This is a genomic window from Massilia sp. Root351 (assembly GCF_001425045.1).
Lineage (GTDB): Bacteria > Pseudomonadota > Gammaproteobacteria > Burkholderiales > Burkholderiaceae_D > Rugamonas.
Map to the genome: position 1 here is coordinate 546,345 of NZ_LMDJ01000012.1, position 26,784 is coordinate 573,128.

Below are 26,784 nucleotides of genomic sequence, written 5' to 3' on the forward strand. Positions count from 1 at the left end.
AGAGAACTGACGCAGGCATTTCGGCTCAAGCCGGGACGTACAAAAATTACTTACGCAGGCCCAGTTTAGCGATCAGGTCGCGGTAACGGGTTGCATCTTTGTTCTTCAGGTAGGACAGCAGCGATTTACGACGGTTAACCATCATGATCAGGCCACGACGGCTGTGGTGATCCTTGCTGTGGGCTTTGAAGTGACCGTTCAGTTCGTTGATGCGTGCGGTCAGCAGCGCAACTTGAACTTCTGGGGAGCCGGTGTCGTTCTGGCCACGTGCGTTGTCCGCGATGATCGCGGCTTTGTTGATGTTTTCTACGGTCATGATATTACCTTTCACATGCGGTATGCGGAGTCTGAACCCTGCGCACCGTGATTACGATTTAAGAAGCTGATCCAAAGACCAGACCCGCGAGTATAACGGATTTGGACGGCGGTGGCTAGAAAGTATTGGGCGTGTCCAGCCTGCGGCCCCAGTCTTCCACTCCGCCGCGCTCCAGGCGCAGGCGGAAATTGGCGCGCCAGTTCTCGGCCAGCGGCGCCAGCGCGGCAGCGGCCTGCCATTCGGCACGCCAGGCCGCAGCGCCGGGCCGGCCAGCCGCGGCGCCCTCGCCGGCCGGACGCGGCAGCAGGAACAAAGCCGCGATCAGCCGCGCCAGCGGCCAGTCCGGCAGTGGTCGCTCTTGCAATTCCAGCAAGTCTGCCGGGGCGATCCAGCCTGGGCGCAGCACGCGGTAGTACCAGCCGGTCAACCCCGAATCCTGCACCGCGCGCGCGGCATCCGGCTGGCCGAAGCGCAAGTTCAGCTTCCAGCAAGGCTGGCGCCCCTGCGACACCTGCACCAGCGCCGTGCCGACGCGGTACACGTCGCCGACATGGACGTCCCGCTCCGTCATGCCCAGTGTGGCGATATTTTCGCCGAATGCGCCCGGCCCCTGCAGCGGCGCGGCGGCGCCGAAGCGGCCGCGCCAGTGCGGATAATGTTCCAGCGCATAGTGATGCAGCGCCTTCTCCGGGCCGCCGTGGTACTGGCGGTCGCCCTGCTCGTCGCCGCGCAGGCCGTCCGCCGCCAGCCATAATGGGCCGCCGGCAGGCAGCTTGGCAATGCCGGTGGACACGCCCTGCCCCAGCGCTACCGCCTTGCCCGTTAATAACGCTGTGATTGCATGCATGGCGCCTCCCGTCGTCGAGCCACGATTATACGGTGCAAACCCAATTTATGCAGGAGTCCTACCGATACCAGGGAGGCGACGCGCCGCGCGCCGGCGGCTTACAATCCTCATAACACAACTCGGTGAATGACATGACCATCAAACGACTAGCCGCGGCATTTCTGCTGCCGGTGCTGCTGGCCGCGTGCGCCGGCCTGGGCGGCCCGCCGCCTGCCATCGGCGAGCGCATGGATGCGGTCCAGGCCAAGCTGGGCCGGCCCACCGCCGTCTATCCGGTGGGCGGGGACACGGTACTGGAATACACCACCCAGCCCTTCGGGCAATACGCCTGGATGGCCCGCTTCGGCCCGGACGGCGGGCTGAAATCGTACGAACAGGTGCTGACGGACGAAAAATTCGCCACCTTGAAAGTCGGCCTCGCCACGCGCGACGAGGTGCTGCGCACCATCGGCCATCCGGCCGAGACGAGCTATTTGTCGCTGCGCGACCTCACGGTCTGGTCCTACCGCTACAAGCAGTCCGGCGTATGGAATTCCTTGATGCACGTGCACTTCGACCAGGCCGGCATCGTGCGCGAAATGATGGCCGGGCCCGACCCGGCCTACGAAGAAAAGCCGCGCTTCTTCCGCTAGCCCCAGTGTGTCTTGCCCCCGAGGTCAGCCCCCGGCCTTACTCGGTTTGCGGGTTCACGCGCTCGATCTTGGAATGCAGCTTGTTCAGGCCGGACAGGTAAGCCTTGGCCGAGGCCACCACGATGTCCGGGTCCGAGCCGACGCCGTTGACGATGCGCCCGGCATTTGACAGCCGCATCGTCACCTCGCCCTGCGACTGGGTGCCGGTGCTGATGGCGTTGATGGAGAACAGCACCAGCTCGGCGCCCGATTTGGCCTGGCTCTCGATCGCGTTGACCATGGCGTCCACCGGCCCGTCGCCCTGCCCTTCGCAGCTGCGCTCCTTGCCGTCCATGGAGAACACCACCTTGGCGTGCGGCGTCTCGCCGGTTTCGGAGCGCTGCGCCAGCGACACGAAACGGTAGTACTCGTTTTCCTGCGCCACTTCCTCGTCCGCCACCAGCGCCATGATGTCTTCGTCGAAGATCTCGGACTTGCGGTCTGCCAGTTCCTTGAAGCGGCCGAAGGCGGCGTTGACCTCGGCTTCCGACTCCATCTCGATGCCCAGCTCCTGCAGCCGCTGCTTGAAGGCGTTGCGGCCGGACAGCTTGCCCAGCACAATCTTGTTGGCGGTCCAGCCTACGTCCTCGGCGCGCATGATCTCATAGGTTTCGCGCGCCTTCAGGATGCCGTCCTGGTGAATGCCGGAGGCGTGCGCGAAAGCGTTGGCGCCCACCACGGCCTTGTTAGGCTGCACCGCGAAGCCGGTGATCTGCGACACCATCTTGGAGGCGGCAACGATCTGCGTGGTGTCGATGCCCACCGTCAGGTTGTAATACGCCTGCCGGGTGCGCAGCGCCATCACCACCTCTTCCAGCGCGGTGTTGCCGGCCCGTTCGCCCAGGCCGTTGATGGTGCATTCGATCTGGCGCGCGCCGCCTATCATCACGCCGGCCAGCGAGTTGGCCACGGCCAGGCCCAGGTCATTGTGACAGTGCACCGACCACACGGCCTTGTCGGAATTGGGAATGCGCTCGCGCAGGCGCTTGATGGTGGCGCCGAACATTTCCGGCACCGCGTAGCCTACCGTGTCGGGGAAGTTGATGGTGGTGGCGCCCTCGGCGATCACGCCCTCCAGCACGCGGCACAGGAAGTCCTCTTCCGAGCGGCTGCCGTCTTCCGGGCTGAATTCAATGTCGTCGGTGTGGTTGCGGGCGAAGCGCACGGCCAGTTTGGCCTGCTCCAGCACCTGCTCGGGCTCCATCCGCAGCTTCATCTGCATGTGCAGCGGCGAGGTGGCGATGAAGGTGTGGATGCGCTTGCGTTCGGCGGGCGCCAGCGCCTCGGCGGCCCGGGCGATGTCGCGGTCGTTGGCGCGCGACAGTGAACAGACGGTCGATTCGCGCACGTGGGAGGCGATGGCCTTGATGGATTCGAAATCGCCCTGCGAGGCGGCGGCGAAGCCGGCTTCGATCACGTCCACCTTCAGCCGCTCAAGCTGCTTGGCGATGCGCAACTTCTCTTCACGCGTCATGGACGCGCCGGGCGATTGCTCGCCGTCGCGCAGGGTGGTGTCGAAAATGATGAGGCGGTTGCTAAGGCTCATAACGAATTCTCCTTATGGCTGGGATGGAACCGCCTGCATCACATCTGCGCTTGCTAGCGGCGTTCGCTTTCGTCGACCGGCTCTTCGTCGGTCTGGATGATGCTCACCGGCTTGCCCTTGGCCAGGCGCCAGAACGACACCAGGTAGCCGGACAGGCCGTATGCAATAAACAGCGGGAACAATACCTTGGGCGGATCGATCGACACCAGCGCGAAGAACAGCGCAATCAGGAACACCGCGATAAACGGCACCGACTTGCGGAAATTGACGTCCTTGAAGCTGTAGAACGGCACGTTGGTCACCATGGTCAGGCCCGCGAACAGAGCGATGGCGAACGAGGTCCAGGCCAGCTGCAGGCCCGGCATCTCCAGATCCACCATCAGCAGCACGAAGCCGCCGACAATGGCCGCCGCCGCAGGGCTGGGCAAGCCCTGGAAGAAGCGCTTGTCCACCACTTCGATATTGGTGTTGAAACGGGCCAGGCGCAGCGCGGCGCCGGCGCAGTAAACGAAGGCGGCGATCCAGCCCAGCTTGCCCATGCCGCGCAGCGACCATTCATAGATCACCAGCGCCGGCGCGGCGCCGAAAGACACCATGTCCGACAGGGAGTCGTACTGGGCGCCGAATTCGCTTTGCGTATTGGTCAGGCGCGCGATGCGGCCATCCAGGCCGTCGAGCACCATGGCGATGAAGATAGCCCAGGCGGCGTGCTCGAAACGCTGGTTCATGGCCATGACGATGGCGTAGAAACCGCAGAACAGCGCTCCCGTCGTGAAGGCGTTGGGCAGCAGGTAGATGCCGCGCGAACGCGGACGGTCGCCGCCGCCCTCGCCCCGGGCCTTGCGCGCGAACCGTGCAAAACGCGAGTTCTTGGGCTTGGCCGGTGCTACGCCATTCTTAGGTCTGCGACGGGGGAAATTTGCCATTGGGTTCCATTTCTAGTGCTGCGGGTGAGTACATTGTTCCACCCTATTATATAAGGGACACCGCAGCAAAAGAAATGAACTGACAACGACGCTCTGCTTACTTGAACTTGACTTTGCCGACAACACGCATCTCCAGCGTGGTCTCGCCGGGTTCGAAACTCGGCTCGGACACTTCCGCGCTGTCCATGGCTTTGCCGCGCATCATCATCATGGGCGCTTGCGCGGCCATCGCTTCGCGGGCGTAGGCCCCGGAGCCTTCGAAGTCCACCGTGTCCAGCGTGGCGTCGCTGACCTTGCGGCCCATGGCGTTGGCGATCGCGGCGATGCGCTCGTTCAGGTTCTGGTAGGTGGCGGCGATGCGCTGCTCGTCCAGCTTCCTGGTGGCGGCCGGCGACAGGCCGAAGTTCAGGTTGTTCAGGGTCAGCACCTTCTGCGCGGCGGCCACGGTTTTCGGCAGCTTGTCGAGATTGGTGGTGGTCACTTGCAGGTACTGGCCCACGCGCCAGGCGGTCGGCACACGCGGTTTGGGCGCGGCGCCCGGCGCGACCGGGCGGTCTTCCGGGTACACCGGATAGGTGTAGTAACCCTGGGTTTTCAGGCTGGCCTGCGGATCTTCCTTCTTCACGATATCCAGGCCCTGCTTCATCTTCTGGTTCACGCGCGAGGCGGCGGCGGCCTTGTCCTTGTCCTGCTCTTCGATGGCCAGCGTGGCGACGGCCTGGTCGTTATTGGCGCGCACTTCGCCCTGGGCGGGAACGATGACCAGGGTGCCGCTGGTCGGGGTTTGCTGAGCCTGCGCTTGTGCGTGGGCGCCCAGTATCAGCATGGCGGCGGCGAGGATGGTCTTCTTGGCGGTCATTGTGTTGCTCCTTGGTTAAATCGTGGAGCAACTTTACCCGAAAATAGCGATGCTCCAAGCACAACTAAGTGAGCGTTTGTAACAGTGCGGAATTTTTTCAGCGTGATAATATGAACAACACCCTGCATCACCCCTCAATGCGGTCAACCGGAGAACCATCATGGGATTACTCGATCAACTCGCAGGACAAGTGCTCGGCTCGCTGGGCGCACAGAAACAGGACCCGGTGCCGCAAGGCGACTTGATCGGCAGCGTGATAGGCCTGATCGACCAGGCCGGCGGCCTGCAGGGGCTGCTGCAGAAACTCCAGGCCAGCGGCCTGGGCGACCAGGTCGCGTCCTGGGTAGGTACCGGCGAGAACCAGGCCGTGTCGGGCAACCAGATCATGGACGCGCTGGGCGCTGGCCAGCTGGCGCAGATTGCCCAGCAGGCCGGCCTGGAGCCGGAACACGCCAGCACCGGCCTGGCCCAGCTGCTGCCGCAAATCATCGACCAGCTGACGCCGCACGGCGCCGTGCCGCAGGACGATATGGTGGCGCAAGGCATCAGCCTGCTCAAGGGCAAGCTGTTCGGCTAGACCGCGAACCTCAGGCCAGCGCGCGCAGCAAGCGCCCCTGGCTGTGCGGCGCCACCTTGCCGCCGCACCATGCCTGGAAACTGGCCGCCTCCAATGGCCGCGCAAACAGATAGCCCTGCGCCTCGTCGCAGCCTGCCAGCCTCAGGAAGGTGTGCACTTCGCCGCATTCCACGCCTTCCGCCACCACCCGGTGGCCGAGGTCGCGCGTCAGCGAAATCATGGTGGTCACCAGCGACTGCTTGCGCTGGTCGTCCTCCAGGCCGATGATGAAGGACTGGTCGATCTTGACCACGTCGGCCGGCATGTTCTGCAAGTACGACAGGCTGCTGTAGCCGGTGCCGAAATCGTCGATGGCCAGCCGCACGCCGATGGCGGCAATGGCCTCCAGCGTGGCGTGGGCGCGTCCCGGATGCGACATGATGGCGCTTTCCGTGATTTCCAGCTCCAGGCAGGAGGCCGGCAAGTCATACATGTGCAAACCGTGCTCGACCTGGGCCACAAAATCCGGCTCCAGCAAATTGGCCGCCGACACATTGATCGACAGCAGCAAGTCCAGCCCGGCGTGGCGCCACAGGCGCTGCTGCCGCAGCGCCGCGTTCAGCACCCAGGCGGTGGTGGCCTGCGCCAGCCCCGAACGCTCGACCACCGGGATGAATTCGCCGGGCGACAGGTTGCCCAGCTCCGGGTGTTTCCAGCGCAGCAGCGCTTCGGCACCCACGCAATTCCCGGTTTCCAGGTCCACGCGCGGCTGAAACACCAGGCGCAACTGGCCGCCGCTTTCCAGCGCGCCGCCGAATTCATTGAGCAGCAGGAAGCGGCGCTGGCAGGCCGCGTCTTCGCTGCGCGAGTAGACCGCGATGCTGCCAGGCTGGCCGATCGCGTCATGCGCCGCGCTCTGGGCCGTGCGCAGCACGTCCAGGCAATTCGCCCCGCCCAGCACGAACGGCGCCACGCCCACCGACGGCGTGGCGATATGGCGCGAGCTGGCGAGACCGGCCGCGCGGCGCAGTTTCTCCTTCAGCACCGGCACATAGTCCTCCACCGTCATGCAGGGCGGCGCGAACAGCGCAAACTGCGCGTCGCCGACGTGGTACACCCTGCGGCTCAGCCCCAGCTGGCTGCGCATCCACTGCGCCGCCTCGTTCACCAGTTCGTCCAAGTAAGAGGAGCTCTTGACGCGTGCTGCGCTGTCCAACTGCTCCGGCGTGGCCAGGTTGATCACCGCCACCAGCCGCAGTTCATCGGGCGGGCTGTCGCGCTGCATGTCCTGGAAGTCTTCGATGAACTGGTTACGGTTGGGCAAGCCGCTGCGCGCGTCGACACGGCCCACCGCATGCCGCAGCTCGATCTGCGCCATCACCATGGCGGCCAGGTCGGACAGGTAGGCGATTTCCTCCTGCGTGGTGTGGCGCGGCGCCAGGCCCAGCACGCACATGGCGCCCAGGCAGTGGCCGTCCGCCGTGATCAGCGGCGCGCCGGCGTAGTAACGCACGCCGCTGGCGGCCAGCGGGCTGTCGCGGAATGCATCGTTTTCCAGCAAATCGGGAATCACCAGCACGCCGGAAGTATCGGCCACTGTGCCACAGGGCGCCTGCAAGCGCGGGATCGAGGTGTGCTCGACGCCCACGCGCGACTTGAACCACTGGCGGTCGACGTCGGTGAGCGACACGGCGGCAATGGGCAGGTCGAACACGCGCGCGGCCATGCGCGTGATGCGGTCGAAGGCTTCACAGGGAGGGGTATCGAGCAGGCGCAGCTTGTACAGCGCGTCAAGGCGGTTCGCTTCGGTCTGGCAGCAGAAAATGGTCATGGCTGGTCCGGTCAGGTGTCGATATGGCGCACGCAGACGCGGCAGCGGCGGCGGGCGGGTAATCAATGCGGGACGGGGCACTGGCACGTGCCGGAGGCGGCACGAGAATTCAATTGCTTGAGCGGGAGTGGGGCTCGGGGGAAACTAACTATTGCTGTGTAGAAGGATAGCATGCTGATACGGAAAGTGCACGCGCGGCGTGTACGTAGCCCGTCCAAACACAGCAGGTGTGCGCACGAGACAGCAAATGTCACATTCCTGCTTAATGGAGAATGTGGACGAGTATGCAATTGCCCGCGCCATGCCCAGCCTGCCAAACTGCTCCCCTCCCCCAGGAATACGCACGCCCTATCACGAGCCTGGGCCGGCGCCGGCCAACGGCTTCTTCAGCATGACGGCCAGCACCGCAGCGGCGATGACGTTAGCCGCAGAACATGCGATTATCGTCAGCAAGTCGTCGTGCAAAACGTCGTGCAGGAAGCCGGCGCTGCTGGGTCCGGCCAGCGTGCCGATCGCCACGCTTGTGTACAGCACGCCAATCACGGCGCCAACGTGCTTGGCGCCAAAAAGGTCGGCCACGACCGCCGGCAGCACGGCCACCCAGCCGCCATAGAACAGGCCGAAAACCAGTGCGAACGCTGCCAGCGCCAGCCAGGTGCCGCTGGCGGCCCAGATCGCAAGCGCTGCCGCCATCCCCAGATGCATGGCGATCAGGAAGCGTTCCCGGCCAACCTTGTCGGCCATCCCGCCCAGCAAGAAGCGGCCGGCCGTGCTGCCCACGCCGATGGCTCCCAGCAGCCATGCGGCGGCAGTAGCCGGTACGCCATGCTCGACCGCATAAGGCAGCAGGTGGACGAACGGGACGAACACGCCCAGCGAGCCGACCAGGCATGCGATGTAGAGCCCGCGAAACGGCCGTGTCCGCATGGCTTCGCGCACGCTCAGGCCTTCCTGCCGGCGCGGCACTGAACCCGCTGCCGGACGCTGGCCATCCGGATGCAGCCCCCGGGATGCCGGGTCGCCTTCCATGAACCATGCAGCCGCACCGCCCAGCACCACCGCCAGCACGCCCAGGACGAGGTAGGCGTTGCGCCATTCGAGCTGAGCGATGAGCCAGGTGGCCAGCGGCGGCAGGACCAGGGTTCCGACGCCGATGCCGCTGACCGCCAGGCCGGAGGCCAGGCCGCGCCGCTGGACGAACCAGCGCTGCACGGCGCCCAGCGCCGGCACATAGGCGCAGCCCACGCCCAGTCCGACGCCCAGTCCGTAGGCCAGGTAGACTTGCATCAGCGTGCTTGCGCGGCCCGCAAGAATCAGGCCCAGGCCCACCAGCGCCATCCCGGCGGCCGTCAGCACCCTCACACCCCAGCGGTCCGCGAGCGGGCCGGAAATGGGGCCGAGGGCGAAGTACAGGAATCCGGCAAGCGAAAACACCAGCGACACCGAGCCGCGCGATGCGCCGAACTCGGCCTGGAAGGCGGCGAGAAACGATGCGAAACTGTAGGCGCTGCCGAAGCCGACAAAGGTGACGACGAAGGCGGCGGCGACCACAATCCAGCCATGAAATATTCCGGAGACGGCCGTGTCTGGCGAACGCATGATCATTGTCCTTGCGCCACGGCGGGCGCGCCCGTATCCGGCAGCGGCGGACGCCGCCGGTGCCAGCCGGTGGCCGACTGGAATGCGATACCTGCGCGCAGCAGCGTCTGTTCGCCGAAATTGGCGGCCACCAGCTGCAAGCCGATGGGCAAGCCGTCTTGCGCCATCCCCGCCGGGAAAGTCAGCGCGGGGTGGCCGCTCATATTGAACGGGCAGGTGTAACGCTGCAGAGCGGCTATCAGTTGCGGCTGCTCGCCCAGCGTTGCCACCGTCGCCAGGCTGAGCGGCGCGAATGGCTGGACCGGCGTCAGCACCAGGTCCACATCTGAAAACAGCGCCTCGACGCGGCCACGGAAAGCAGCACGCCGCAACAGGATTTTCTGGTAGTCCAGCCCCGGGACGGCGCGTCCCGCGTCGATCACCTGCGACAGTATCGGCCCGTACAACTGCTTGTGCGCCGCATAGCCGGCCTCGTGCGCTACCGCCGCCTCGACGGCGCAATTGCTCACCCAGTCGTGCACGATCCGGGTGGCGTCCGGAAACACGACCTCCACCAGCGTGGCGCCCAGCGCGCTGAAGGTTTGCGCGGCGGCGGCCAGCGCCCCGCGCGTCTGCGGTTCGACGCCTTCGCTGTTCCAGTGCGGGTCGATGCCGATGCGCAAGCCTTGCGCGCCAAGCAGTGCGGCGTCCGCAGGAGCGGGCAGCGGCGCCGGAGCGGCCGTGGGGTCGGCGTCGTCGCGGCCCGCGATGGCGGCCAGGATGGCGCCCGTATCGGCTGCGGTGCGCGCAATCGCGCCGACATGGTCGAGCGAGGCGGCCAGTTCGAATACGCCATGGCGGCTGACGCGGCCCCAGCTCGGCTTCAGCCCGGTGACCCCGTTGGCCGCCGAGGGCCAGCGTATCGATCCGCCGGTATCGGACGCGATGGCGCCGTAGCAAAGACCGGCGGCGACAGCGACTGCGGAGCCGCTGGAAGAAATGCCGGCCCAGTAGTCTTTGTTCCACGGGTTGACCACCGGCGTGACGGACGGATGATAGTCGGAATAGGCGCCCTCGGTGAGCTGCGTCTTGCCGAGCAACACGGCACCGGCTTCCTTGAGCCGGCGCACAACGGTTGAGTCCGTGGGTGGAAGAAAGTGCCGGTGGACAGCGGTCCCCGCAGCGGTCGGCACACCCTCGATCCAGCACAGGTCCTTGACGGCCAGCGGCACGCCATGCAGCGGACCGCGGCGCAGGCCGGCGGCGATCTCCCTGTCGGCGGCGTCCGCCTGCGCCAGCGCCGTGTCCGCCAGTACCTGGGCATAAGCATGCAACTGCCCATCAAGCTTGGCTATGCGGCCAAGCTGTGCTTCGGTCACCGTTCGCGCGCTCAGCTCGCCGGCGGCGATGCGCTCGCCTACAGCGATCAGGTCCCACATTTGATTGTCAGCCGTGTCGTCCACCATGTCGTCCTCTTCGCATCGGTTGGGGTTTTTTCATGCGGCAGATATACTTAAGCATACCGGCTTGGCATCGTTCGGATAGTGATGGATGCTATCGCAGGTGGATAAGGCCTACAAACGAGAATATTTACGCGGCATACTTTAGTTTTTCTAATCCATGACACAACGCCTTCCGCCTTTGAACGCACTCAAGGCTTTCGACGCAGCCGCCCGCCACCTGTCCGTGAAATTGGCGGCGGAAGAGTTGTGCGTCACGCCCGGCGCCGTCAGCCAGATGCTCAAGGGCCTGGAGCGCCATCTCGGCGTGAAGCTGTTTGAGCGGGTGACGCGCGGCATCTACCTGACGGACAGCGGCCGCGACTACCTGCCGCCGATCCGCAATGCGCTGCGCCAGATTGCGGAGGCGTCGCGCCGGGTCGCGGCCCCGGCCGCCGGAAGCGGCCTGCTGACCGTCAGCGTCACGCCATTCTTCGCTTCCGCGTGGCTGGTGCCCAGGATGAAGTCATTCCAGGATGCGCATCCCGACATCGACCTGCAGGTCATCGCCAGCAGCACACTGGCGGACTTCTCCCGCGAAGCAATCGACGTCAGCGTGCGGCATGGCCTGGGACGCTATGCCGGGCTGCGCAGCGACCGGGTGGTGGCCGTTGAAATGGTTGCCGTCGCAGCGCCGTCGCTGCTTGCGGGCCGGGGCCTGCCTGCCGCCGCTGCGGACCTGGTGGACTGGCCGAAGGTGCATGACGCCGAGCGCAAGGCGTGGGCAGCCTGGTATGCAGCCAATGCAGTGCACGACAGCAAGCCGCCGCGCGGGCCGTCGTTCAATGACACGGGGCTGTTGCTGGACGCGATACAAGCCGGCCAGGGCGCCGGCCTGCTGCCGGCCGCCATGATCACCAGCCAGCTTGCCGACGGCACGCTGCTCCAGTTGCTCGAGGCCCGCCAGGTCGAGGAGTTCGCGTATTACCTGGTCTGCCCCGAGGCCACGCAGAGCCAGCCCAAGATCGCAGCGTTCCGCGCATGGATGCTGCAGTCGGCCGGCGATGACCGCCCTGCAGAAATGAAAACACCCTATAAGTTCGGGAACTTATAGGGTGCATGAACCAAGGCGCCGGATGCCCGGCGCTTTGCTTGTTAGTTTTTCGACTGGTCGACCAGCTTGTTTTTCGCGATCCAAGGCATCATGGCGCGCAACTTGGCGCCCACTTCTTCGATCGGGTGCTCGGCGGTCAGGCGGCGGCGGGAAATCAGGGTCGGGGCGCCGGCCTTGTTTTCCAGGATGAAGCTCTTCGCGTATTCGCCGGTCTGGATGTCCTTCAGGCACTGGCGCATCGCTTCTTTCGTTGCCGAGGTCACCACTTTCGGGCCGGTCACGTACTCGCCGTATTCGGCGTTGTTCGAGATCGAGTAGTTCATGTTGGCGATGCCGCCTTCGTAGATCAGGTCGACGATCAGCTTCAGTTCGTGCAGGCACTCGAAGTAGGCCATTTCCGGAGCGTAGCCCGCTTCGGTCAGGGTTTCGAAGCCGGCCTTGATCAGCTCAACGGCGCCGCCGCACAGGACAGCCTGTTCGCCGAACAGGTCGGTCTCGGTTTCTTCGCGGAAGTTGGTTTCGATGATGCCGGCCTTGCCGCCGCCGTTGGCCGAAGCGTACGACAGGGCGATGTCGCGGGCGTTGCCGGACTTGTCCTGGTACACGGCGATCAGGTGCGGCACGCCGCCACCCTGGCGGTAGGTGCCGCGCACGGTGTGGCCTGGAGCTTTAGGGGCAACCATGATCACGTCCAGGTCGGCGCGTGGCACGACTTGGCCGTAGTGCACGTTGAAGCCGTGCGCGAAGGCCAGCACTGCGCCCTGCTTGGCGTTTGGCGCCACGTTTTCGTTGTAGACCTGGGCGATGTTTTCGTCCGGCAGCAGGATCATGATGACGTCGGCCGCTTTGACGGCGTCGTTCACTTCAGCCACTTTGATGCCGGCTGCTTCTACTTTCTGCCACGAGGCGCCGCCTTTGCGCAGGCCGACGGTGACGTTCACGCCGGAGTCGGTCAGGTTCTGCGCGTGCGCATGGCCCTGCGAGCCGTAGCCGATGATGGCTACGTTTTTACCCTTGATCAGGGAGATGTCGGCGTCTTTATCGTAGAAAACTTTCATGGTCATTCCTTGGTGAGATATTCGGTGAAATACTTGATTGATTTTTATTGAGACTTAAACCTTGAGGATGCGCTCGCCGCGTCCGATGCCCGAGCCGCCGGTACGGACGGTCTCCAGGATCGAGGTGCGGTCGATCGAATCGATGAAGGCGTCCAGCTTGCTCTTGGCGCCCGTCAGCTCGATGGTGTAAGTCTTTTCGGTGACGTCGATGATGCGGCCGCGGAAGATGTCGGCGGTGCGCTTCATTTCCTCGCGCTCCTTGCCCACCGCCCGCACCTTGATCAGCATCAGCTCGCGCTCGATGTGCTGGCCTTCGGTCAGGTCGACCACCTTGACCACTTCAATCAGGCGATTGAGGTGCTTGGTGATCTGCTCGATGATGTCGTCCGAGCCGGTGGTGACGATGGTCATGCGCGACAGGGTCGCGTCTTCGGTCGGCGCCACGGTCAGCGTTTCGATGTTGTAGCCGCGGGCCGAGAACAGGCCCACCACGCGGGACAGCGCACCGGCTTCGTTTTCCAGCAATACAGAAATAATATGTCGCATTACAGATCCTCCGAACCCAAGAGCATTTCGGAGAGGCCTTTGCCTGCCTTCACCATCGGCCACACATTCTCGCTCTGGTCGGTAATGAAATTCATGAAGACCAGCTTGTCCTTCATACGGAAGGCGTCCTTGAGCGCGTTCTCGACGTCGCCCGGCTTTTCAATGCGCATGCCGACGTGGCCATAGGCCTCGGCCAGCTTCTCGAAGTCCGGCAGCGAATCCATGTAGGACTCGGAGTAGCGCGAACCGTAGTCGATCTGCTGCCACTGGCGCACCATGCCCAGGAAGCGGTTGTTCAACAGGATGATCTTCGGCGTCAGGTGATACTGCTTGCAGGTCGCCAGTTCCTGGATGTTCATCTGGATCGAGCCTTCGCCGGTGATGCAGGCGACGGTGGCGTCCGGATTGGCCATCTGCACGCCCATGGCGTACGGCAGGCCCACACCCATGGTGCCCAGGCCGCCGGAATTGATCCAGCGGCGCGGCTTGTCGAACTTGTAGTACTGCGCAGCCCACATCTGGTGCTGGCCGACGTCGGAGGTGACGTAAGCGTCGCCGCCGGTGACCTGCCACAGTTTTTCAACCACGTCCTGCGGCTTGATGACCAGGTCCGAACCGCTGTACTTCAGGCAGTCCTTGCCGCGCCATTCATTGATCTGTTTCCACCAGTTCGAGACGGCCGGATTCGGCTTCTGCTCGGAAGCGTCCAGCTGGGCCAGGAACTCGACCAGCACGTCCTTGACGTTGCCGACGATAGGAATATCGACCTTGACGCGCTTGGAGATCGACGATGGATCGATGTCCACGTGGATGATCTTGCGCGGGTTGGTGGCGAAGTGTTTCGGGTTGCCGATCACGCGGTCGTCAAAGCGGGCGCCGATGGCGATCAGCACGTCGCAGTTCTGCATCGCCATGTTCGCTTCGTAGGTGCCGTGCATGCCGGGCATGCCGACGAATTTCTCGTCGGAGGCGCGGTAGGCGCCCAGGCCCATCAGCGTATTGGTGACCGGGAAGCCCAGCTTGTCGACCAGCTTGTTCAGCTCGGGCGAGGCGTTGGCCAGGATCACGCCGCCGCCGGTATAGATCATCGGGCGTTCGGCTTGCAGCAGCAGTTGCACCGCCTTGCGGATCTGGCCGGAATGGCCCTTGTCCACTGGCTTGTACGAGCGCATTTCGATCTCCTTGGGATAGGAGTACGGCGCCTTGTGCATGCTGATGTCTTTAGGGATATCGACCAGCACGGGACCGGGACGGCCGGTACGGGCGATAAAGAATGCTTTCTTGACGGTTTCCGCCAGGTCTTTCACATCCTTGACCAGGAAGTTGTGCTTGACCACGGGGCGGGTGATGCCCACGGTGTCGCATTCCTGGAAGGCGTCCTGGCCGATGGCGTGGCTGGGCACCTGGCCCGAGATCACGACCATGGGGATGGAATCCATGTAGGCGGTGGACAGGCCGGTAACGGCATTGGTCACACCTGGGCCGGAAGTCACCAGCGCAACGCCCACCTTTTGCGAGCAACGCGAATACGCGTCGGCGGCATGGATGGCGGCCTGCTCGTGGCGAACGAGGACGTGCTGGAATTTGTCCTGCTTGAAGATGGCGTCGTAGATGTAGAGCACTGCGCCGCCCGGGTAGCCAAAGACGTGTTCTACGCCTTCCTCAGCCAAACAGCGAACGAGTATCTCTGCGCCCGTGATGGGTGCATTTGCTTCGGTGTTCATGAAACATTCCTTTCAAGGTCCATAGGAGATTGATCGGATGCTCTTTCCTGGCGAAGCTATGCAATGCGTGGCAGTTCTCCTGGCGTCCCTTCTTTCTGCGGTCACGTCACTTATTCGCGTACCCATAGATACGGTGCAAAGTGGCGCTAAACGCAACTCGTTTGGCCGGAGTGTCTGCCGCGGTTGTGCATACCTCTCGCGCTTGTGGCGCGGGTTAGAGCAAACTGCTGACAAATGAAAGCGGGAGTTACCAATGGCAGCGTTGTGTGCTGCCGGGTAAAACCAATGGCTTCGTGGTGTGCAAAGCGATCTATACGTTACTGCGCCGCACCAAATTGGTCAAGCAAAATTGTGAGCAACATTCAAAATGATTGCCGTTCTGGTGCATTTTCATGTTGGAAAGCTGTAAAAACATGCGGAAAGGCCCGTTTTTTGCTAGGATGCAGCCTGTTCATCTCCCCCGCAGTACGCTCCCCGACGCATGGCAACAGACAAAGAATTATCGGACTTCCTCGAGAACGTCGAGCGGCGCGCCTTCAAACAAGCCGTCTACGCGGTACGCAAGGACGAAAGCGCCCTGGACATCGTGCAGGACGCGATGATCAAGCTGGCCGAAAAATACGGCGACAAGCCGGCCGCCGAGCTGCCGATGCTGTTCCAGCGCATCCTGCAGACCACCATCCTCGACTACTTCCGCCGCGAAAAGGTGCGCAACACCTGGGTCAGCCTGTTCTCCGGCATGGGCTCCTCCTCCGGCGCCGAGCATGACGACTTTGATATACTGGAATCGTACGAGGCCGAGCAGGGCTCCCAGGCCGCCGAGTCCAGCGCCGACAAGGTCGAGCGCATGCAAACCCTCAGCGCCATCGATGACGAAGTACAAAAGCTTCCAGCGCGTCAACGGGAAGCCTTCCTTATGCGTTACTTACATGATCTGGACGTGGCCGAAACGGCCGAAGCGATGGGATGTTCCGAAGGGAGCGTGAAAACACATTGCTCAAGAGCAACTCACACTCTCGCCGAAGCGCTCAAAGCCAAGGGAATTAAACTATGAATACCGACGACCTCAACTTTGCCTATCGGGTGCGCCACGCACTCAATGAGAAGCTGGACGACCTGCCGGCTTCGACCACCGATCGCCTGGCCGCCGCCCGCAAGGCCGCCATGGCCCGTAAAAAGGCGCACGTGCCGGTGCGCGTGACGCAAGCCGAACTGGCCACCTCCGGCGCCGGCGGCTTCTTCAGCAACCCGTTCAGCTGGCTGGGCCGCATGCGCGTTGCCGTGCCCATGCTGATCCTGGTGGCCGGCATGGTCGGCGTGTACCAGTACGAAGAGCAGCAGCGCATCGCCGAACTGGCCGAGCTGGACGCGGCCGTGCTGTCGGACGAACTGCCGCTGTCGGCCTACCTTGACCATGGCTTCAACGCCTATCTTGAGAATCGCGAGCAATAAGGATGGCGCGTATCAGCTGGACTACGCTGTACCAGTACAAGGGTGAACTCGTCAGCGTGGCGATATTGGTCTGGGCCGCCGTGGCCTCCGCGCAGAGCGGCCCTGCTCCTGCCGCGGCGCCTGTCGCAGCCCCGCCCGGCAAGCACGCCGTCGCGCCCATCGCCCTGGAAAAGCCGCTGTGGAAAGACCTCACGCCCGCGCAGCAGCGCGCGCTGGAGCCGCTGTCGGCCGAGTGGAACAAACTGGAAGGCCTACGCAAGCAGAAATGGCTGGAAATCGCCAACCGCTTCGCCTCGATGAAGCCGGACGAGCAACAGCGCGTGCACGAACGCATGCGCGACTGGCTGCGCCTGACGCCCGACCAGCGCCGCCAGGTGCGCGAGAACTTCGCCCGCACGCAGAAGATCACCCCGGGCCAGAAATCGGCCCAGTGGGAGCAGTACCAGCAGCTGCCGGAAGAGCAAAAGAAACAGCTGGCCGACAAGGCGCCCAAGAAACAGGTCGCCAATCCGCCCACGCCGACCCAGAGCAAAGCGCCGGTCGTGGCGCCGATCAAGGCCAAGCCGCCGGGCGCGGCATTGGTTCCGGGTACACCGGGCGCCGCCCCTGGCGCCACCGTGCCAGGCAGCGCCGGCAATGCCGGCAGCCCGGCAGCCGGCCTCGCGGCAGGCGGCAGCGCCGCGCAGATGCCCGGCGCATCCAACGTCGTGCCGGGCTCCATCCCGCCAGCCGCAGCGCCCGCCGCCGTCCCGGCAGCAGCCAGCGGCACCGCCCTGAACAGCCAGCCCGCATCCGCCAATGTCAAATAGCGCCCTGCTCGACCAGCCCGCACCGACCGTCAAACGCCGCCTGATCTCCATGGTGTACGAGCTGCTGCTGGCGTTCGCGGCGCTGTTCCTGCCCTTCCTGATCTTTGAAATCGCCTCCGGCGCGTCGCACACGCAGACGGCCGAGCACATGCGCCAGATGCTGGCCTTCCTGGTGCTGGGCGCCTACTTTATCCACCAATGGGTGCGCCAAGGCCAGACCCTGGCCATGCGCACCTGGCGCATCAAGGTGGTGCTGCCGGGCCACGCCCACGTGCCGCCCAAGATCGCCGCGCTGCGCTATTTGCTGAGCTGGGGCTGGGTGCTGCCCGCGCTGCTGGTGAACTATGCCTTCAGCCTGAACCGCTGGCAAGCGCTGAACGCGATCGGCGTCGGCATCCTCGCCTGGTCGCTGACGGCCTTCCTCAGCAAGGACCGCCAGTTCCTGCACGACCGCCTCGCCGGCACCCGCCTGGTGCAGCTGCCTAAACCCGAGAAGAAAGCGGTTAGCGCTCAAGCAAGCTGACAAACATCGCTGCCCCTGTGCAGCCAGTTAGTCATCAGAACGAAATACCATGCCCGTCGATGTCATTACGAATGAGTACGCTATCGGAACACTGAACGATGGCGACGGGGTGCTTCATACCCAATATATCGGGACCTGCACCGCGCTCGTTGGACGCGATGCCGTAAGCGGCACAGTTTTTCTCTGCCACCTGAACACCCCTCGCAGTATCCTTGCCCTGCCTGAACTTGTGGTCCAGCTGCGCGCGATGGGCCTGGATCTGTCCAACTTTCAGCTTTACAAACTCGGCGGCATCCATCCCATGTATATGTGGCTAGGGTCGCTGCCAATGGCCGTGCTTGGCTGGCTTTGGGCACATGAACCTGGCTTCGCCGCGATCTGCGCGCTGCTGCCTTTTCTCTTTGCCCTGACTCGCCTTAGCCTGCGATATCAGTTGTGGCGTACGGGTGCATTCACACATCGTCCGCGCTCACTAGGATATTGCAGGAAAAGGCTCGGCTTGGGCAGGACCAGGGTGACGGTAGTGGCTTCGCGAAAAGACCTGGCGCCAAGAGTCGAGTCCTACGCGGACGATCCACGAGACGATGAATTCGCCACCTGGACTTACAAGTGGACCAAAATGCGCAAGGCGGCAAACTCCGCCTGATCTTGAAAGTGCTGTGTGCGGCCGTTGCAGGCCGCCCCCGGTTCAGAAGCGTTCGAAGCCCTGCAGGTAGCGCCACTCGCCGAGCGGCAGGCTGGACATGGCGATGCGGCCGATGCGGATGCGCTTCATGGCCACCACTTTCAAGCCCACCAGCTTGCACATGTGCTGGATCTGGCCCGGCTTGGGCGACTTCAGCGCGAAGCGCAGGCGCTGCTCGTTCTGCCAGCTGACCTTGATCGGCGGCAGCGGCTTGCCGTTGTACGGCAGGCCGTGGTTCAGCAGCGCCAGGCCGTTGTCGGCGATGCTGCCCTCCACTTCCACGATGATTTCCTGCTCCAGCCCTTCGCCCAGCTTGCGCGTGATGCGGAAGTCCTGCGTCAGCACCACCAGGCCGCTGGCCACGGTCTCCAGCGGCGATTCCAGCGACAGGTTGGCCAGGTGGCGCTTGAGGAAGCGTTCGCCGCGCGCGGACTCGGCGCGGGTGGCTTCGCTCAGCAGGCTGAACACCGGCGGGCCTTCCTTGTCGATGCCGGCGCTGATGCCGGGCGGCTTGTTGAGCAGGATGGTGACCGGGGCGATCTCCAGCAGCGTGGCGTCCTTGTCCAGCTCCACGGCCTGTTCCGGCGCCACGCGCGCGCCCGGCTCCTCGACCAGCACGCCGTCCACGCGCACGAAGGCGCCTTCGATGTACAGCTCGGCCTCGCGGCGCGAGCATGGGAGCATGTCCGCCACGCGTTTGGCGAGGCGGATGGTGTTGTCTTGTTCGGTCATAAGTTGTTGAAATAGGCCGCGAAAACGGCGGCCGTGCGTTCGAGGCCGGCGCGCGGCGCATCGAGATGGGTGACGAGGCGCAGGCGCGGCGCCATGGAGACGCGGATCTGCGCGGCATGCAGGGCGGCCTGCAAGCCCGCCGTGTGCTGCGGCGGCACGTCCACGTAGAAGATATTGGTTTGCGGGGTGCTGACTTTCAGGCCGGGGATCCTGGCCAGCTCGGCGGCCAGGAAGGCGGCGTTGGCGTGGTCCTCCGCCAGGCGGCCCACGTTGTGCCGCAGCGCGTACAGGCCGGCCGCCGCGATCACGCCGGCCTGGCGCATGCCGCCGCCCAGCATCTTGCGCCAGCGCTTGCCCTGCCCGATCAGCGCGCGCGAACCGCACAGCACCGAGCCGACCGGCGCGCCCAGGCCTTTCGACAGGCACACGGACACGCTGTCGAAGCCCTGCACCGCGTCGCGCAGGCTGAGGCCCTGCTGCACGGCGGCGTTGCAGATGCGGGCGCCATCCAGGTGCGTGGCCAGGCCGCGCTGGTGCGCGTAGGCGGTGGCTTGCGCCACGTAGGCCGCCGGCAGCACGCGCCCGCCGATGGTATTCTCCAGCGCCAGCAGGCGCGAACGGGCGAAATGCACGTCGTCCGGCTTGATGTTCGCTTCGATGTCGGCGATGGCGACGCTGCCGTCGGCCTGGTTGGGCAAGGGCTGCGGCTGGATGCTGCCGAGCACTGCCGCACCGCCGCCTTCGTAGCGGTAGGTGTGCGCTTCCTGGCCGACGATGTATTCGTCGCCGCGGCCGCAGTGGGCCAGCAGCGCGATCAGGTTGGACTGGGTGCCCGATGGCGCGTACAGGGCCGCTTCGAAGCCGAACAATTCGGCGGCGGTGTCCTGCAGCAGGTTGACGGTGGGGTCGTCGCCGTAGACGTCGTCACCGGTATCGGCGGCGCGCATCGCGTCCAGCATGGCGGGACTGGGGCGGGTTACGGTGTCACTGCGAAGGTCTATCCACTGCTCACTCATGTTCCCGCCCTTTTCGTCTATTCAGCTTTGGCTAACTGCTCCGCAAAGAAGCGATTGCCCATTTCTTCCAGTCCCAGCGTCTCCAGCACCTCCTGCAAGCGCTCCGTCGGACGGCGGCGCGGCAGGTTTTTGTAGCTGGCGATGATGAGTTCATTTTTCATCGAGTGCTCCCAGCCAACCAGCTCGGTCACGTTGACGTGGTAGCCATGCGCCTCCAGTTGCAAACAGCGCAGCACGTTGGTGACCTGGCTGCCGAATTCGCGCGTGTGGATGGGGTGGCGCCAGATTTCGGTCAGCGGGCTTTTCAGCTGCTTGGCCTTGTTCTTCTTCAGCACCGTGGCCACTTCGGCCTGGCAGCACGGCACCAGCACCATGAACTTGGCCTTCTTCTTCAGCGCGAAGGCGATGGCGTCGTCGGTGGCGGTGTTACAGGCGTGCAGCGCGGTGACGATGTCGATCTGCTCGGGCAGCTCTTTCGACTCGGTCGACTCGGCCACCGACAGCGGCAGGAAGGACATGCCCTTGAAGCCGAACCTGGCGGCCAGCTCCTGCGAGCGCGCCACCAGCTCGGCGCGCGTCTCGATGCCGTAGATGTGCGAGCCGTCTTCCAGGTGCTTGAAGAACAGGTCGTAGATGATGAAGCCGAGGTAGGACTTGCCGGCGCCGTGGTCGACCAGCGACACGCCGGGACGCAGTTTCCCCTCCTGGGCCTGTACTTCCCTGAGCAGCGGCTCGATGAACTGGTACAGGTGGTAGACCTGCTTCAGCTTGCGGCGGCTGTCCTGGTTCAGCTTGCCGTCGCGCGTGAGGATGTGCAGCTCCTGCAGCAAGGCCACCGACTGCCCTTCGCGGATCTCGGGCATGTTGGCCGCCACTGTGACGGTGTCGCCCAGCGGCGCCGGCCTGGCCGGCTTCGCTGCGGTCTTCACTGCTGTTTTAAGCTGCTTCATCGATCCACGCCTGCTGGATCGCTTCCAGAACTTTTTCGCCGCCACGGGTGTGGTCGTCGTCGAAGCCATCCAGGTCCACCACCCAGTTGTGCAGGTCGGTGAAGCGGATGGTGATCGGGTCGATCTCGGGGTATTTGTCGTACAGCGCTTCGGCGATGGCCGTGATGTCACTCCATTTCATGCTGCGCTCCTCAGTGCCCGCCTTCGCTGGCATGGTTGATGGTGTACTTCGGAATCTCGACCACCAGGTCTTCGTCCGCCACCACCGCCTGGCACGACAGGCGCGACACCGCTTCCAGGCCCCAGGCCTTGTCCAGCAGGTCTTCTTCGGTTTCGCTGGCTTCGCTCAGCGAATTGAAGCCTTCGCGCACCAGCACGTGGCAAGTGGTGCAGGCGCAGCTCTTTTCGCAGGCGTGCTCGATGTGGATGTCATTTTCCAGCATGACGTCGCACAGCGTTTTGCCGGCGGGAGCTTCGACTACCGCGCCTTCAGGGCACAGCTTGGCGTGGGGCAGGAATACGATTTGAGGCATTGTGTTCTTTCAGATTTTTCAACTTAACCCGCGACCTGGTCCAGCGATTTGCCGGCCAGTGCGCTGCGCACGCTGCGGTCCATGCGGCGCGATGCGAATTCTTCGGTGCCGCGCGCCAGGGCTTCCACCGCCAGCTTGACGGCCTGGTGGTCCACCGTGCCGTCCACGGACTGCTGCAGCACCGCGCGCGTCTGCGCCATCAGCGCGTCCACCTCGATGCGCTCGGCGTCGTCCAGCAGGCCCGCGTCCTCGTCCAGCGCGGACTGCGTGGCCAGCAGGATGCGCTCGGCCTCCACCTGTTCTTCGCGCAGCGCGCGGGCCTTCATGTCCACGTCGGCGGACTTGTAGGAATCCTGCAGCATGCGCGCCACGTCGTCGTCGCCCAGGCCGTAGGACGGCTTGACCGAGATCGACGCTTCCACGCCGGAGCGCAGTTCGCGCGCCGACACGGACAGCAAGCCGTCGGCATCGACTTGATAGGTGATGCGGATGCGCGCCGCGCCGGCCGCCATCGGCGGAATGCCGCGCAGCTCGAAGCGCGCCAGCGAACGGCAGTCGCTCACCAGCTCGCGCTCGCCCTGCAGCACGTGCACTGCCAGCGCGGTCTGGCCGTCCTTGAAAGTGGTGAACTCCTGCGCTCGGGCGCAAGGAATGGTGGAATTGCGCGGGATGATCTTCTCGACCAGGCCGCCCATGGTTTCAATGCCCAGCGACAGCGGGATCACGTCCAGCAACAGCCAGTCGTCGCCCGGCGCGCGGTTGCCGGCCAGCAGATTGGCCTGGATGGCGGCGCCCAGCGCCACCACCTTGTCCGGGTCGATATTCGCGTGCGGGATGGTGTGGAAGTATTCGCTCACGGCGCGCTGCACATGCGGCATGCGCGTGGCGCCGCCCACCATCACCACGCCGTCCACGTCGTCCGCGTCCACATTGGCGTCGCGCAGCGCTTTCTTGATGGCGTTCATGGTCTTGCCGACCAGGTGCCTGGTGATCTCGGCGAAGGTCTCGGCGGTGATCTTGAGATGTACTTCCTCGCCTGAACTCAGCGCGGCATCCACCGTCACTTCGGACTTGGTGGACAGCAGTTCCTTGGCTTCGCGCGCCTTCACCATCAGCACGGCGGTGTCTTCATCGGACAGCGGCGCCAGTTTTTCCTGCTCGTGGATCCAGCAGAACAGGCGGTGGTCGAAGTCGTCGCCGCCCAGCGCGGAGTCGCCGCCGGTGGACAGTACTTCGAATACGCCCTTGCTCAGCTTCAGGATGGAGATGTCGAAAGTGCCGCCGCCCAGGTCGTACACGGCGAACAGGCCTTCCGAAGCGCTGTCCAGCCCATAGGCGATGGCGGCGGCGGTCGGCTCGCTCAGCAGGCGCAGCACGTTCAGGCCGGCCAGCTGGGCCGCGTCCTTGGTGGCCTGGCGCTGCGCGTCGTCGAAGTAGGCCGGCACGGTGATTACGGCGCCTACCAGGTCGTCGCCCAGCGAGTCTTCGGCGCGCTGGCGCAAGGTGGCCAGGATCTGGGCCGAGGTTTCCACCGGCGACTTCACGCCGGCCACGGTCCGCAGCTGCACCATGCCGGGTTCATCGACGAAGTCGTACGGCAGGTTCTCGGCGTAGGCGATGTCCTTCAGGCCACGGCCCATGAAGCGCTTGACGGAGACGATGGTGTTCTTCGGGTCGGTGGTCTGCGCGGCCTGGGCCTTGTAGCCGATATTGGCGTGGCCATTCGGCAGGTAGCGCACCACGGAAGGCAGCAGCGGGCGGCCCTCCTCGTCGTTCAGCACTTCGGGGATGCTGTTGCGCACGGTGGCGACCAGCGAATTGGTGGTGCCCAGGTCGATACCCACCGCCAGCCGGTGCTGGTGCGGCGCGGTCGACATGCCGGGTTCGGAAATCTGCAGTAGTGCCATAGGTTCTCGTGCTGTATGCCTGGTGGCGAGTTACGCCTCGAGGGCGTCGAAGGCGAAGCGGACTTCTTCGCCGAATTTTTCAAGGAACATCAGCGCGCGCACGCCTTGCGCGGCGGCGTGGAAGTCGCCAGCCGTGATACTGCGCTCGATGTCGGTCAACTGCTCTTTGCGCGCGGCGCGCAGCTGGCCGTCCAGCTTTTCCAGCAGTTCCAGGTCCTTGCCGCTGCGCGCGTCGTCCAGCTCTTCGCGCCATTCCATCTGCTGCATGAGGAAAGCCGCCGGCATGGCGGTGTTCGACTCGGTCTGCAAGTCCACGCCATTGAGCTCGCACAGGTATTGCGCGCGCTTCTGCGGGTTTTTCAGGGTCTGGTAGGCTTCGTTGGCCCGCGTGGCCCATTGCATGGCGACGCGCTTTTCTGCATCGGTGGCGTTGACGAAACGGTCGGGATGGACGCGGCCCTGGACGTCGCGGTAGGCGCTGTCAAGCGCCTCCTTATCGACGGCGAACTGCTGCGGCAGGTGGAAAAGTTCGAAGTGGTTTTGCACGGCGCATTACAAAGAAACTGCGGGTTTAGATACGGAAGCTTTCGCCGCAGCCGCAGGCGTCTTTTTCGTTCGGATTGTTGAACTTGAAGCCCTCGTTCAGGCCTTCGCGCGCAAAGTCCAGTTCGGTGCCGTCGATGTACGGCAGGCTTTTCGGGTCGACGAACACCTTCACGCCGTGCGACTCGAACACGCTGTCCTCGTCCGTCACTTCGTCCACGTACTCCAGCTTGTAGGCCAGACCGGAGCAGCCCGTGGTGCGCACGCCGAAGCGCAGGCCGATGCCTTTGCCGCGGCGTTCGATGTAACGGTTGATGTGCTTGGCCGCTTTTTCGGTCAGGGTAATTGCCATGCTGTCCTCCGGCGTTTAAGCCGCTGTTGCCACTGGTGCCGCGTGTTTGGCCTTGTAGTCTTCAACTGCCGCCTTGATGGCGTCTTCAGCCAGGATGGAGCAGTGGATTTTCACCGGCGGCAGCGCCAGTTCTTCGGCGATGGCGGTGTTCTTGATGGCCAGCGCCTGGTCCAGGGTCTTGCCCTTGACCCATTCGGTCACCAGCGACGACGAGGCGATCGCCGAGCCGCAGCCGTAGGTCTTGAATTTCGCATCTTCGATCAGGCCATCGGCGCCGACCTTGATCTGCAGCTTCATCACGTCGCCGCAGGCAGGCGCGCCCACCATGCCGGTGCCGACCGATTCGTCGCCCTTTTCAAAGGCGCCGACGTTGCGTGGATTTTCGTAGTGGTCCAACACTTTTTCCGAGTATGCCATTTTGATGCTCCTGTAATCTTAAAATTAGTGCGCTGCCCATTGGATCGAATTGATGTCGATCCCTTCTTTGAACATGTCCCACAGCGGCGACAGTTCGCGCAGCTTGCCGACCTTGGACTTCATCAGTTCCACCGCGAAGTCGATATCCTTCTCGGTGGTGAAACGGCCGATGGTGAAACGGATCGAGCTGTGCGCCAGTTCGTCGCTGCGGCCCAGGGCGCGCAGCACGTAGGATGGCTCCAGCGACGCCGAGGTGCAGGCCGAACCGGACGACACGGCCAGGTCCTTGACCGCCATGATCAGCGACTCGCCTTCCACGTAGTTGAAGCTCACGTTCAGGTTGTGCGGCACACGGTGTTCCATGTCGCCGTTGATGTAGGTTTCTTCAATCTCCTGCAGGCCGGCTGCCAGGCGGTCGCGCAGCGCCTTGATGCGCGCGATTTCGCTCTCCATCTCCACTTTCGCCAGGCGGAACGCTTCGCCCATGCCGACGATCTGGTGGGTCGGCAGGGTGCCGGAGCGCAGGCCGCGCTCGTGGCCGCCGCCGTGCATCTGCGCTTCGATGCGCACGCGCGGCTTGCGGCAAACGTACAGCGCGCCGATGCCTTTCGGGCCGTAGGTCTTGTGGGCGGTGAAGGTCATCAGGTCGACCTTGGTCTTCTGCAGGTCGATCACCACCTTGCCGGTCGCTTGCGCGGCGTCGCAGTGGAAGATGATGCCTTTCGAGCGGCACAGCGCGCCGATCTCGTCGATCGGCTGGATCACGCCGATCTCGTTATTGACCAGCATGACCGAGATCAGGATGGTATCCGGGCGGATCGCCGCTTCCAGCTGGGCGATGGTGATCAGGCCGTTGTCCTGCGGTTCCAGGTAGGTGGCTTCGAAGCCCACGCGTTCCAGTTCGCGCACCGTGTCCAGCACTGCCTTGTGCTCGGTCTTCACGGTGATGATGTGCTTGCCCTTGGTCTTGTAGAACTGCGCCGCGCCCTTGATGGCCAGGTTGTTCGACTCGGTGGCGCCGGAGGTCCAGATGATTTCGCGCGGATCGGCGTTGACCAGCGCAGCCACGTGGCCGCGCGCCTCTTCCACCGCTTTTTCAGCGGTCCAGCCGTACATATGGCTGCGGGAAGCGGGATTGCCGAACTGCTCGCGCAGGTAGGGGATCATCATGTCGGCCACGCGCGGGTCGATCGGCGTGGTGGCCGAATAGTCCATATAGATCGGGAAGTGCGGCGCGGTCTTGAATTCAACCGGGGCTACCTGGGCGACGTTTTTTTCTGGGGCGTTCATCTATTACTCCAATCAGCGTATCTGCGTACTGCGAATCTATTAACCGACGGCGGCGTTGCGGTGCATCACCACCACGGCCTGCTCGGCGTGTTTTTGCCTTTGTTGATCGACCAGATCCTGCAGCGATACGGAGTCCAGGTAATCGACCATTTTTTCATTCAATGTGGCCCACAGTTCGTGGGTCATGCAACGCGCGCCGGTGGCGGCGTCCGCCCCATGGCAGTTTTCCTTGCCGCCGCACTGGGTGGCGTCCAGCGGCTCGTCGACGGCGATGATGATGTCCGCCACCGTGACTTTGTCGGCGCGGCGGGCCAGGCTGTAGCCGCCGCCGGGGCCGCGGATCGATTCGACGATCTCGTGGCGGCGCAACTTGCCGAACAGCTGCTCCAGGTAAGACAGCGAAATGGCCTGGCGCTGCGAAATGCCAGACAGCGTGACCGGGCCTTTGCCTTGGCGCAAAGCCAGATCGATCATCGCAGTCACTGCAAAACGGCCTTTGGTGGTCAGACGCATCACAACCTCGGTTCGGTTAAAATATCGTTCCTTCCAAGCAGTCGAAACCCT

General features: G+C 64.1%; 30 protein-coding genes. 8 read left to right on the forward strand and 22 right to left on the reverse strand.

Features of this window, described 5'->3' with window-relative positions; genetic code table 11:
* Positions 1-46: 46 nt before the first annotated feature.
* Positions 47-316, reverse strand: a complete 270-nt coding sequence (gene rpsO, locus ASD15_RS15435) for a 30S ribosomal protein S15 (RefSeq protein WP_056405183.1) — start codon at positions 314-316, stop codon at positions 47-49.
* A 115-nt stretch (positions 317-431) separates the two neighbouring features.
* Positions 432-1,163, reverse strand: coding sequence for an MOSC domain-containing protein (locus ASD15_RS15440; protein WP_057155835.1), 732 nt, complete (start codon positions 1,161-1,163; stop codon positions 432-434).
* 131 nt (positions 1,164-1,294) lie between these two features.
* On the opposite strand from ASD15_RS15440, the gene bamE reads away from it, so the two are divergent.
* Positions 1,295-1,795 carry an outer membrane protein assembly factor BamE gene (gene bamE / locus ASD15_RS15445; RefSeq protein ID WP_057155836.1) on the forward strand — a complete coding sequence of 167 codons (501 nt, stop codon included), beginning with the start codon at positions 1,295-1,297 and terminating at the stop codon, positions 1,793-1,795.
* Positions 1,796-1,832: 37 nt separating this feature from the next.
* Here the strand turns inward: bamE and ASD15_RS15450 are convergent, their stop codons facing one another.
* From ASD15_RS15450 to ASD15_RS15460, 3 genes are all read right to left on the reverse strand, one after another.
* Positions 1,833-3,380: a 2-isopropylmalate synthase gene (locus ASD15_RS15450; protein ID WP_057155837.1), complete on the reverse strand. Its 1,548-nt coding sequence runs from the start codon at positions 3,378-3,380 to the stop codon at positions 1,833-1,835.
* A gap of 53 nt (positions 3,381-3,433) precedes the next feature.
* Positions 3,434-4,306, reverse strand: a complete 873-nt coding sequence (pssA, locus tag ASD15_RS15455) for a CDP-diacylglycerol--serine O-phosphatidyltransferase (protein ID WP_057155838.1) — start codon at positions 4,304-4,306, stop codon at positions 3,434-3,436.
* A gap of 97 nt (positions 4,307-4,403) precedes the next feature.
* Positions 4,404-5,165, reverse strand: a complete 762-nt coding sequence (locus tag ASD15_RS15460; RefSeq protein ID WP_057155839.1) for an SIMPL domain-containing protein — start codon at positions 5,163-5,165, stop codon at positions 4,404-4,406.
* Between the two features lie 160 nt (positions 5,166-5,325).
* On the opposite strand from ASD15_RS15460, the gene ASD15_RS15465 reads away from it, so the two are divergent.
* A complete protein-coding gene (locus tag ASD15_RS15465; RefSeq protein WP_057155840.1) occupies positions 5,326-5,742 on the forward strand; it encodes a YidB family protein in 417 nt (138 codons plus the stop codon).
* Between the two features lie 10 nt (positions 5,743-5,752).
* Here ASD15_RS15465 and ASD15_RS15470 read toward each other — a convergent pair whose 3' ends face one another.
* From ASD15_RS15470 to ASD15_RS15480, 3 genes are all read right to left on the reverse strand, one after another.
* Entirely contained in the window at positions 5,753-7,552 is a 1,800-nt protein-coding gene (locus tag ASD15_RS15470; RefSeq protein ID WP_057155841.1) for a bifunctional diguanylate cyclase/phosphodiesterase, read from the reverse strand.
* Between the two features lie 351 nt (positions 7,553-7,903).
* Positions 7,904-9,151 (reverse strand): MFS transporter, encoded by a 1,248-nt coding sequence (locus ASD15_RS15475; RefSeq protein WP_057156106.1) that lies wholly within the window; start codon positions 9,149-9,151, stop codon positions 7,904-7,906.
* Between the two features lie 2 nt (positions 9,152-9,153).
* Complete coding sequence (locus ASD15_RS15480; protein WP_057155842.1) at positions 9,154-10,596, reverse strand: amidase; 1,443 nt, start codon at positions 10,594-10,596, stop codon at positions 9,154-9,156.
* 154 nt (positions 10,597-10,750) lie between these two features.
* On the opposite strand from ASD15_RS15480, the gene gcvA reads away from it, so the two are divergent.
* Positions 10,751-11,683 carry a transcriptional regulator GcvA gene (gene gcvA / locus ASD15_RS15485; RefSeq protein ID WP_057155843.1) on the forward strand — a complete coding sequence of 311 codons (933 nt, stop codon included), beginning with the start codon at positions 10,751-10,753 and terminating at the stop codon, positions 11,681-11,683.
* A gap of 41 nt (positions 11,684-11,724) precedes the next feature.
* On the opposite strand, the gene ilvC is transcribed toward gcvA, so the two are convergent.
* Genes ilvC through ASD15_RS15500 form a run of 3 tightly spaced genes read right to left on the reverse strand, consistent with a single transcriptional unit; the run spans position 11,725 to position 15,011 of the window.
* Positions 11,725-12,741, reverse strand: a complete 1,017-nt coding sequence (ilvC, locus tag ASD15_RS15490) for a ketol-acid reductoisomerase (protein WP_057155844.1) — start codon at positions 12,739-12,741, stop codon at positions 11,725-11,727.
* Positions 12,742-12,795: 54 nt separating this feature from the next.
* On the reverse strand, positions 12,796-13,287 hold the full coding sequence (gene ilvN / locus ASD15_RS15495) for an acetolactate synthase small subunit (protein ID WP_057155845.1): 492 nt from the start codon (positions 13,285-13,287) through the stop codon (positions 12,796-12,798).
* Positions 13,287-15,011: an acetolactate synthase 3 catalytic subunit gene (locus ASD15_RS15500; RefSeq protein ID WP_057155846.1), complete on the reverse strand. Its 1,725-nt coding sequence runs from the start codon at positions 15,009-15,011 to the stop codon at positions 13,287-13,289. The genes ilvN and ASD15_RS15500 overlap by 1 nt, the downstream gene beginning before the upstream one ends.
* Before the next feature lie 481 nt (positions 15,012-15,492).
* Between ASD15_RS15500 and ASD15_RS15505 the strand changes: the two genes are divergently transcribed.
* The 5 genes from ASD15_RS15505 to ASD15_RS32370 are packed head-to-tail and all read left to right on the forward strand — an operon-like array spanning position 15,493 to position 18,441.
* Positions 15,493-16,065, forward strand: a complete 573-nt coding sequence (locus tag ASD15_RS15505) for an RNA polymerase sigma factor (protein WP_057155847.1) — start codon at positions 15,493-15,495, stop codon at positions 16,063-16,065.
* The gene (locus tag ASD15_RS15510; protein WP_057155848.1) at positions 16,062-16,463 is read left to right on the forward strand and encodes a DUF3619 family protein; all 402 of its coding nucleotides are present in this window, start codon (positions 16,062-16,064) and stop codon (positions 16,461-16,463) included. The genes ASD15_RS15505 and ASD15_RS15510 overlap by 4 nt, the downstream gene beginning before the upstream one ends.
* A 2-nt stretch (positions 16,464-16,465) precedes the next feature.
* Positions 16,466-17,272: a DUF3106 domain-containing protein gene (locus ASD15_RS15515; RefSeq protein ID WP_082551858.1), complete on the forward strand. Its 807-nt coding sequence runs from the start codon at positions 16,466-16,468 to the stop codon at positions 17,270-17,272.
* Positions 17,262-17,795 carry an RDD family protein gene (locus tag ASD15_RS15520; RefSeq protein WP_057155849.1) on the forward strand — a complete coding sequence of 178 codons (534 nt, stop codon included), beginning with the start codon at positions 17,262-17,264 and terminating at the stop codon, positions 17,793-17,795. The genes ASD15_RS15515 and ASD15_RS15520 overlap by 11 nt, the downstream gene beginning before the upstream one ends.
* Before the next feature lie 49 nt (positions 17,796-17,844).
* The gene (locus ASD15_RS32370; protein WP_157200959.1) at positions 17,845-18,441 is read left to right on the forward strand and encodes a hypothetical protein; all 597 of its coding nucleotides are present in this window, start codon (positions 17,845-17,847) and stop codon (positions 18,439-18,441) included.
* 42 nt (positions 18,442-18,483) lie between these two features.
* On the opposite strand, the gene ASD15_RS15530 is transcribed toward ASD15_RS32370, so the two are convergent.
* The 11 genes from ASD15_RS15530 to iscR are packed head-to-tail and all read right to left on the reverse strand — an operon-like array spanning position 18,484 to position 26,733.
* Positions 18,484-19,212, reverse strand: coding sequence for an rRNA pseudouridine synthase (locus ASD15_RS15530; protein WP_057155851.1), 729 nt, complete (start codon positions 19,210-19,212; stop codon positions 18,484-18,486).
* Entirely contained in the window at positions 19,209-20,228 is a 1,020-nt protein-coding gene (gene ltaE, locus ASD15_RS15535) for a low-specificity L-threonine aldolase (protein WP_057155852.1), read from the reverse strand. Before ltaE ends, ASD15_RS15530 begins: the two co-directional genes overlap by 4 nt.
* A 17-nt stretch (positions 20,229-20,245) precedes the next feature.
* Positions 20,246-21,178, reverse strand: a complete 933-nt coding sequence (locus ASD15_RS15540) for an SAM-dependent methyltransferase (protein WP_057155853.1) — start codon at positions 21,176-21,178, stop codon at positions 20,246-20,248.
* On the reverse strand, positions 21,165-21,359 hold the full coding sequence (iscX, locus tag ASD15_RS15545) for a Fe-S cluster assembly protein IscX (protein WP_057155854.1): 195 nt from the start codon (positions 21,357-21,359) through the stop codon (positions 21,165-21,167). Before iscX ends, ASD15_RS15540 begins: the two co-directional genes overlap by 14 nt.
* A gap of 10 nt (positions 21,360-21,369) precedes the next feature.
* Complete coding sequence (gene fdx, locus ASD15_RS15550; RefSeq protein WP_056405212.1) at positions 21,370-21,711, reverse strand: ISC system 2Fe-2S type ferredoxin; 342 nt, start codon at positions 21,709-21,711, stop codon at positions 21,370-21,372.
* Positions 21,712-21,734: 23 nt separating this feature from the next.
* Positions 21,735-23,618 carry a Fe-S protein assembly chaperone HscA gene (hscA, locus tag ASD15_RS15555; protein ID WP_057155855.1) on the reverse strand — a complete coding sequence of 628 codons (1,884 nt, stop codon included), beginning with the start codon at positions 23,616-23,618 and terminating at the stop codon, positions 21,735-21,737.
* A 30-nt stretch (positions 23,619-23,648) separates the two neighbouring features.
* Positions 23,649-24,164, reverse strand: a complete 516-nt coding sequence (hscB, locus tag ASD15_RS15560; RefSeq protein WP_057155856.1) for a Fe-S protein assembly co-chaperone HscB — start codon at positions 24,162-24,164, stop codon at positions 23,649-23,651.
* A gap of 25 nt (positions 24,165-24,189) precedes the next feature.
* Entirely contained in the window at positions 24,190-24,513 is a 324-nt protein-coding gene (gene iscA, locus ASD15_RS15565) for an iron-sulfur cluster assembly protein IscA (protein ID WP_056405219.1), read from the reverse strand.
* Positions 24,514-24,528: 15 nt separating this feature from the next.
* Positions 24,529-24,930, reverse strand: a complete 402-nt coding sequence (iscU, locus tag ASD15_RS15570; protein WP_057155857.1) for a Fe-S cluster assembly scaffold IscU — start codon at positions 24,928-24,930, stop codon at positions 24,529-24,531.
* Between the two features lie 24 nt (positions 24,931-24,954).
* Positions 24,955-26,220 (reverse strand): IscS subfamily cysteine desulfurase, encoded by a 1,266-nt coding sequence (locus ASD15_RS15575; RefSeq protein WP_057155858.1) that lies wholly within the window; start codon positions 26,218-26,220, stop codon positions 24,955-24,957.
* A gap of 39 nt (positions 26,221-26,259) precedes the next feature.
* Positions 26,260-26,733 carry a Fe-S cluster assembly transcriptional regulator IscR gene (gene iscR / locus ASD15_RS15580; protein WP_056405225.1) on the reverse strand — a complete coding sequence of 158 codons (474 nt, stop codon included), beginning with the start codon at positions 26,731-26,733 and terminating at the stop codon, positions 26,260-26,262.
* Positions 26,734-26,784 lie beyond the last annotated feature (51 nt).

Excerpts from the sequence above, each read along its gene's own strand:
- rpsO (WP_056405183.1), bottom strand. The coding sequence starts at position 316 with ATGACCGTAGAAAACATCAACAAAGCCGCGATCATCGCGGACAACGCA.
- ASD15_RS15510 (WP_057155848.1), top strand. The coding sequence starts at position 16,062 with ATGAATACCGACGACCTCAACTTTGCCTATCGGGTGCGCCACGCACTC.
- fdx (WP_056405212.1), bottom strand. The coding sequence starts at position 21,711 with ATGCCTCAAATCGTATTCCTGCCCCACGCCAAGCTGTGCCCTGAAGGC.
- ASD15_RS15520 (WP_057155849.1), top strand. The coding sequence starts at position 17,262 with ATGTCAAATAGCGCCCTGCTCGACCAGCCCGCACCGACCGTCAAACGC.
- bamE (WP_057155836.1), top strand. The coding sequence starts at position 1,295 with ATGACCATCAAACGACTAGCCGCGGCATTTCTGCTGCCGGTGCTGCTG.
- ASD15_RS15575 (WP_057155858.1), bottom strand. The coding sequence starts at position 26,220 with ATGAACGCCCCAGAAAAAAACGTCGCCCAGGTAGCCCCGGTTGAATTC.
- ASD15_RS15460 (WP_057155839.1), bottom strand. The coding sequence starts at position 5,165 with ATGACCGCCAAGAAGACCATCCTCGCCGCCGCCATGCTGATACTGGGC.
- iscX (WP_057155854.1), bottom strand. The coding sequence starts at position 21,359 with ATGAAATGGAGTGACATCACGGCCATCGCCGAAGCGCTGTACGACAAA.
- ASD15_RS15480 (WP_057155842.1), bottom strand. The coding sequence starts at position 10,596 with ATGGTGGACGACACGGCTGACAATCAAATGTGGGACCTGATCGCTGTA.
- ASD15_RS15470 (WP_057155841.1), bottom strand. The coding sequence starts at position 7,552 with ATGACCATTTTCTGCTGCCAGACCGAAGCGAACCGCCTTGACGCGCTG.
- ASD15_RS15465 (WP_057155840.1), top strand. The coding sequence starts at position 5,326 with ATGGGATTACTCGATCAACTCGCAGGACAAGTGCTCGGCTCGCTGGGC.
- pssA (WP_057155838.1), bottom strand. The coding sequence starts at position 4,306 with ATGGCAAATTTCCCCCGTCGCAGACCTAAGAATGGCGTAGCACCGGCC.
- ilvC (WP_057155844.1), bottom strand. The coding sequence starts at position 12,741 with ATGAAAGTTTTCTACGATAAAGACGCCGACATCTCCCTGATCAAGGGT.
- iscU (WP_057155857.1), bottom strand. The coding sequence starts at position 24,930 with ATGGCATACTCGGAAAAAGTGTTGGACCACTACGAAAATCCACGCAAC.
- ilvN (WP_057155845.1), bottom strand. The coding sequence starts at position 13,287 with ATGCGACATATTATTTCTGTATTGCTGGAAAACGAAGCCGGTGCGCTG.
- iscA (WP_056405219.1), bottom strand. The coding sequence starts at position 24,513 with ATGGCAATTACCCTGACCGAAAAAGCGGCCAAGCACATCAACCGTTAC.
- gcvA (WP_057155843.1), top strand. The coding sequence starts at position 10,751 with ATGACACAACGCCTTCCGCCTTTGAACGCACTCAAGGCTTTCGACGCA.
- hscA (WP_057155855.1), bottom strand. The coding sequence starts at position 23,618 with ATGGCACTACTGCAGATTTCCGAACCCGGCATGTCGACCGCGCCGCAC.
- ASD15_RS32370 (WP_157200959.1), top strand. The coding sequence starts at position 17,845 with ATGCCCGTCGATGTCATTACGAATGAGTACGCTATCGGAACACTGAAC.
- ASD15_RS15515 (WP_082551858.1), top strand. The coding sequence starts at position 16,466 with ATGGCGCGTATCAGCTGGACTACGCTGTACCAGTACAAGGGTGAACTC.
- ASD15_RS15450 (WP_057155837.1), bottom strand. The coding sequence starts at position 3,380 with ATGAGCCTTAGCAACCGCCTCATCATTTTCGACACCACCCTGCGCGAC.
- ASD15_RS15530 (WP_057155851.1), bottom strand. The coding sequence starts at position 19,212 with ATGACCGAACAAGACAACACCATCCGCCTCGCCAAACGCGTGGCGGAC.
- ASD15_RS15540 (WP_057155853.1), bottom strand. The coding sequence starts at position 21,178 with ATGAAGCAGCTTAAAACAGCAGTGAAGACCGCAGCGAAGCCGGCCAGG.
- iscR (WP_056405225.1), bottom strand. The coding sequence starts at position 26,733 with ATGCGTCTGACCACCAAAGGCCGTTTTGCAGTGACTGCGATGATCGAT.
- ASD15_RS15505 (WP_057155847.1), top strand. The coding sequence starts at position 15,493 with ATGGCAACAGACAAAGAATTATCGGACTTCCTCGAGAACGTCGAGCGG.
- ASD15_RS15440 (WP_057155835.1), bottom strand. The coding sequence starts at position 1,163 with ATGCATGCAATCACAGCGTTATTAACGGGCAAGGCGGTAGCGCTGGGG.
- ltaE (WP_057155852.1), bottom strand. The coding sequence starts at position 20,228 with ATGAGTGAGCAGTGGATAGACCTTCGCAGTGACACCGTAACCCGCCCC.
- ASD15_RS15500 (WP_057155846.1), bottom strand. The coding sequence starts at position 15,011 with ATGAACACCGAAGCAAATGCACCCATCACGGGCGCAGAGATACTCGTT.
- ASD15_RS15475 (WP_057156106.1), bottom strand. The coding sequence starts at position 9,151 with ATGCGTTCGCCAGACACGGCCGTCTCCGGAATATTTCATGGCTGGATT.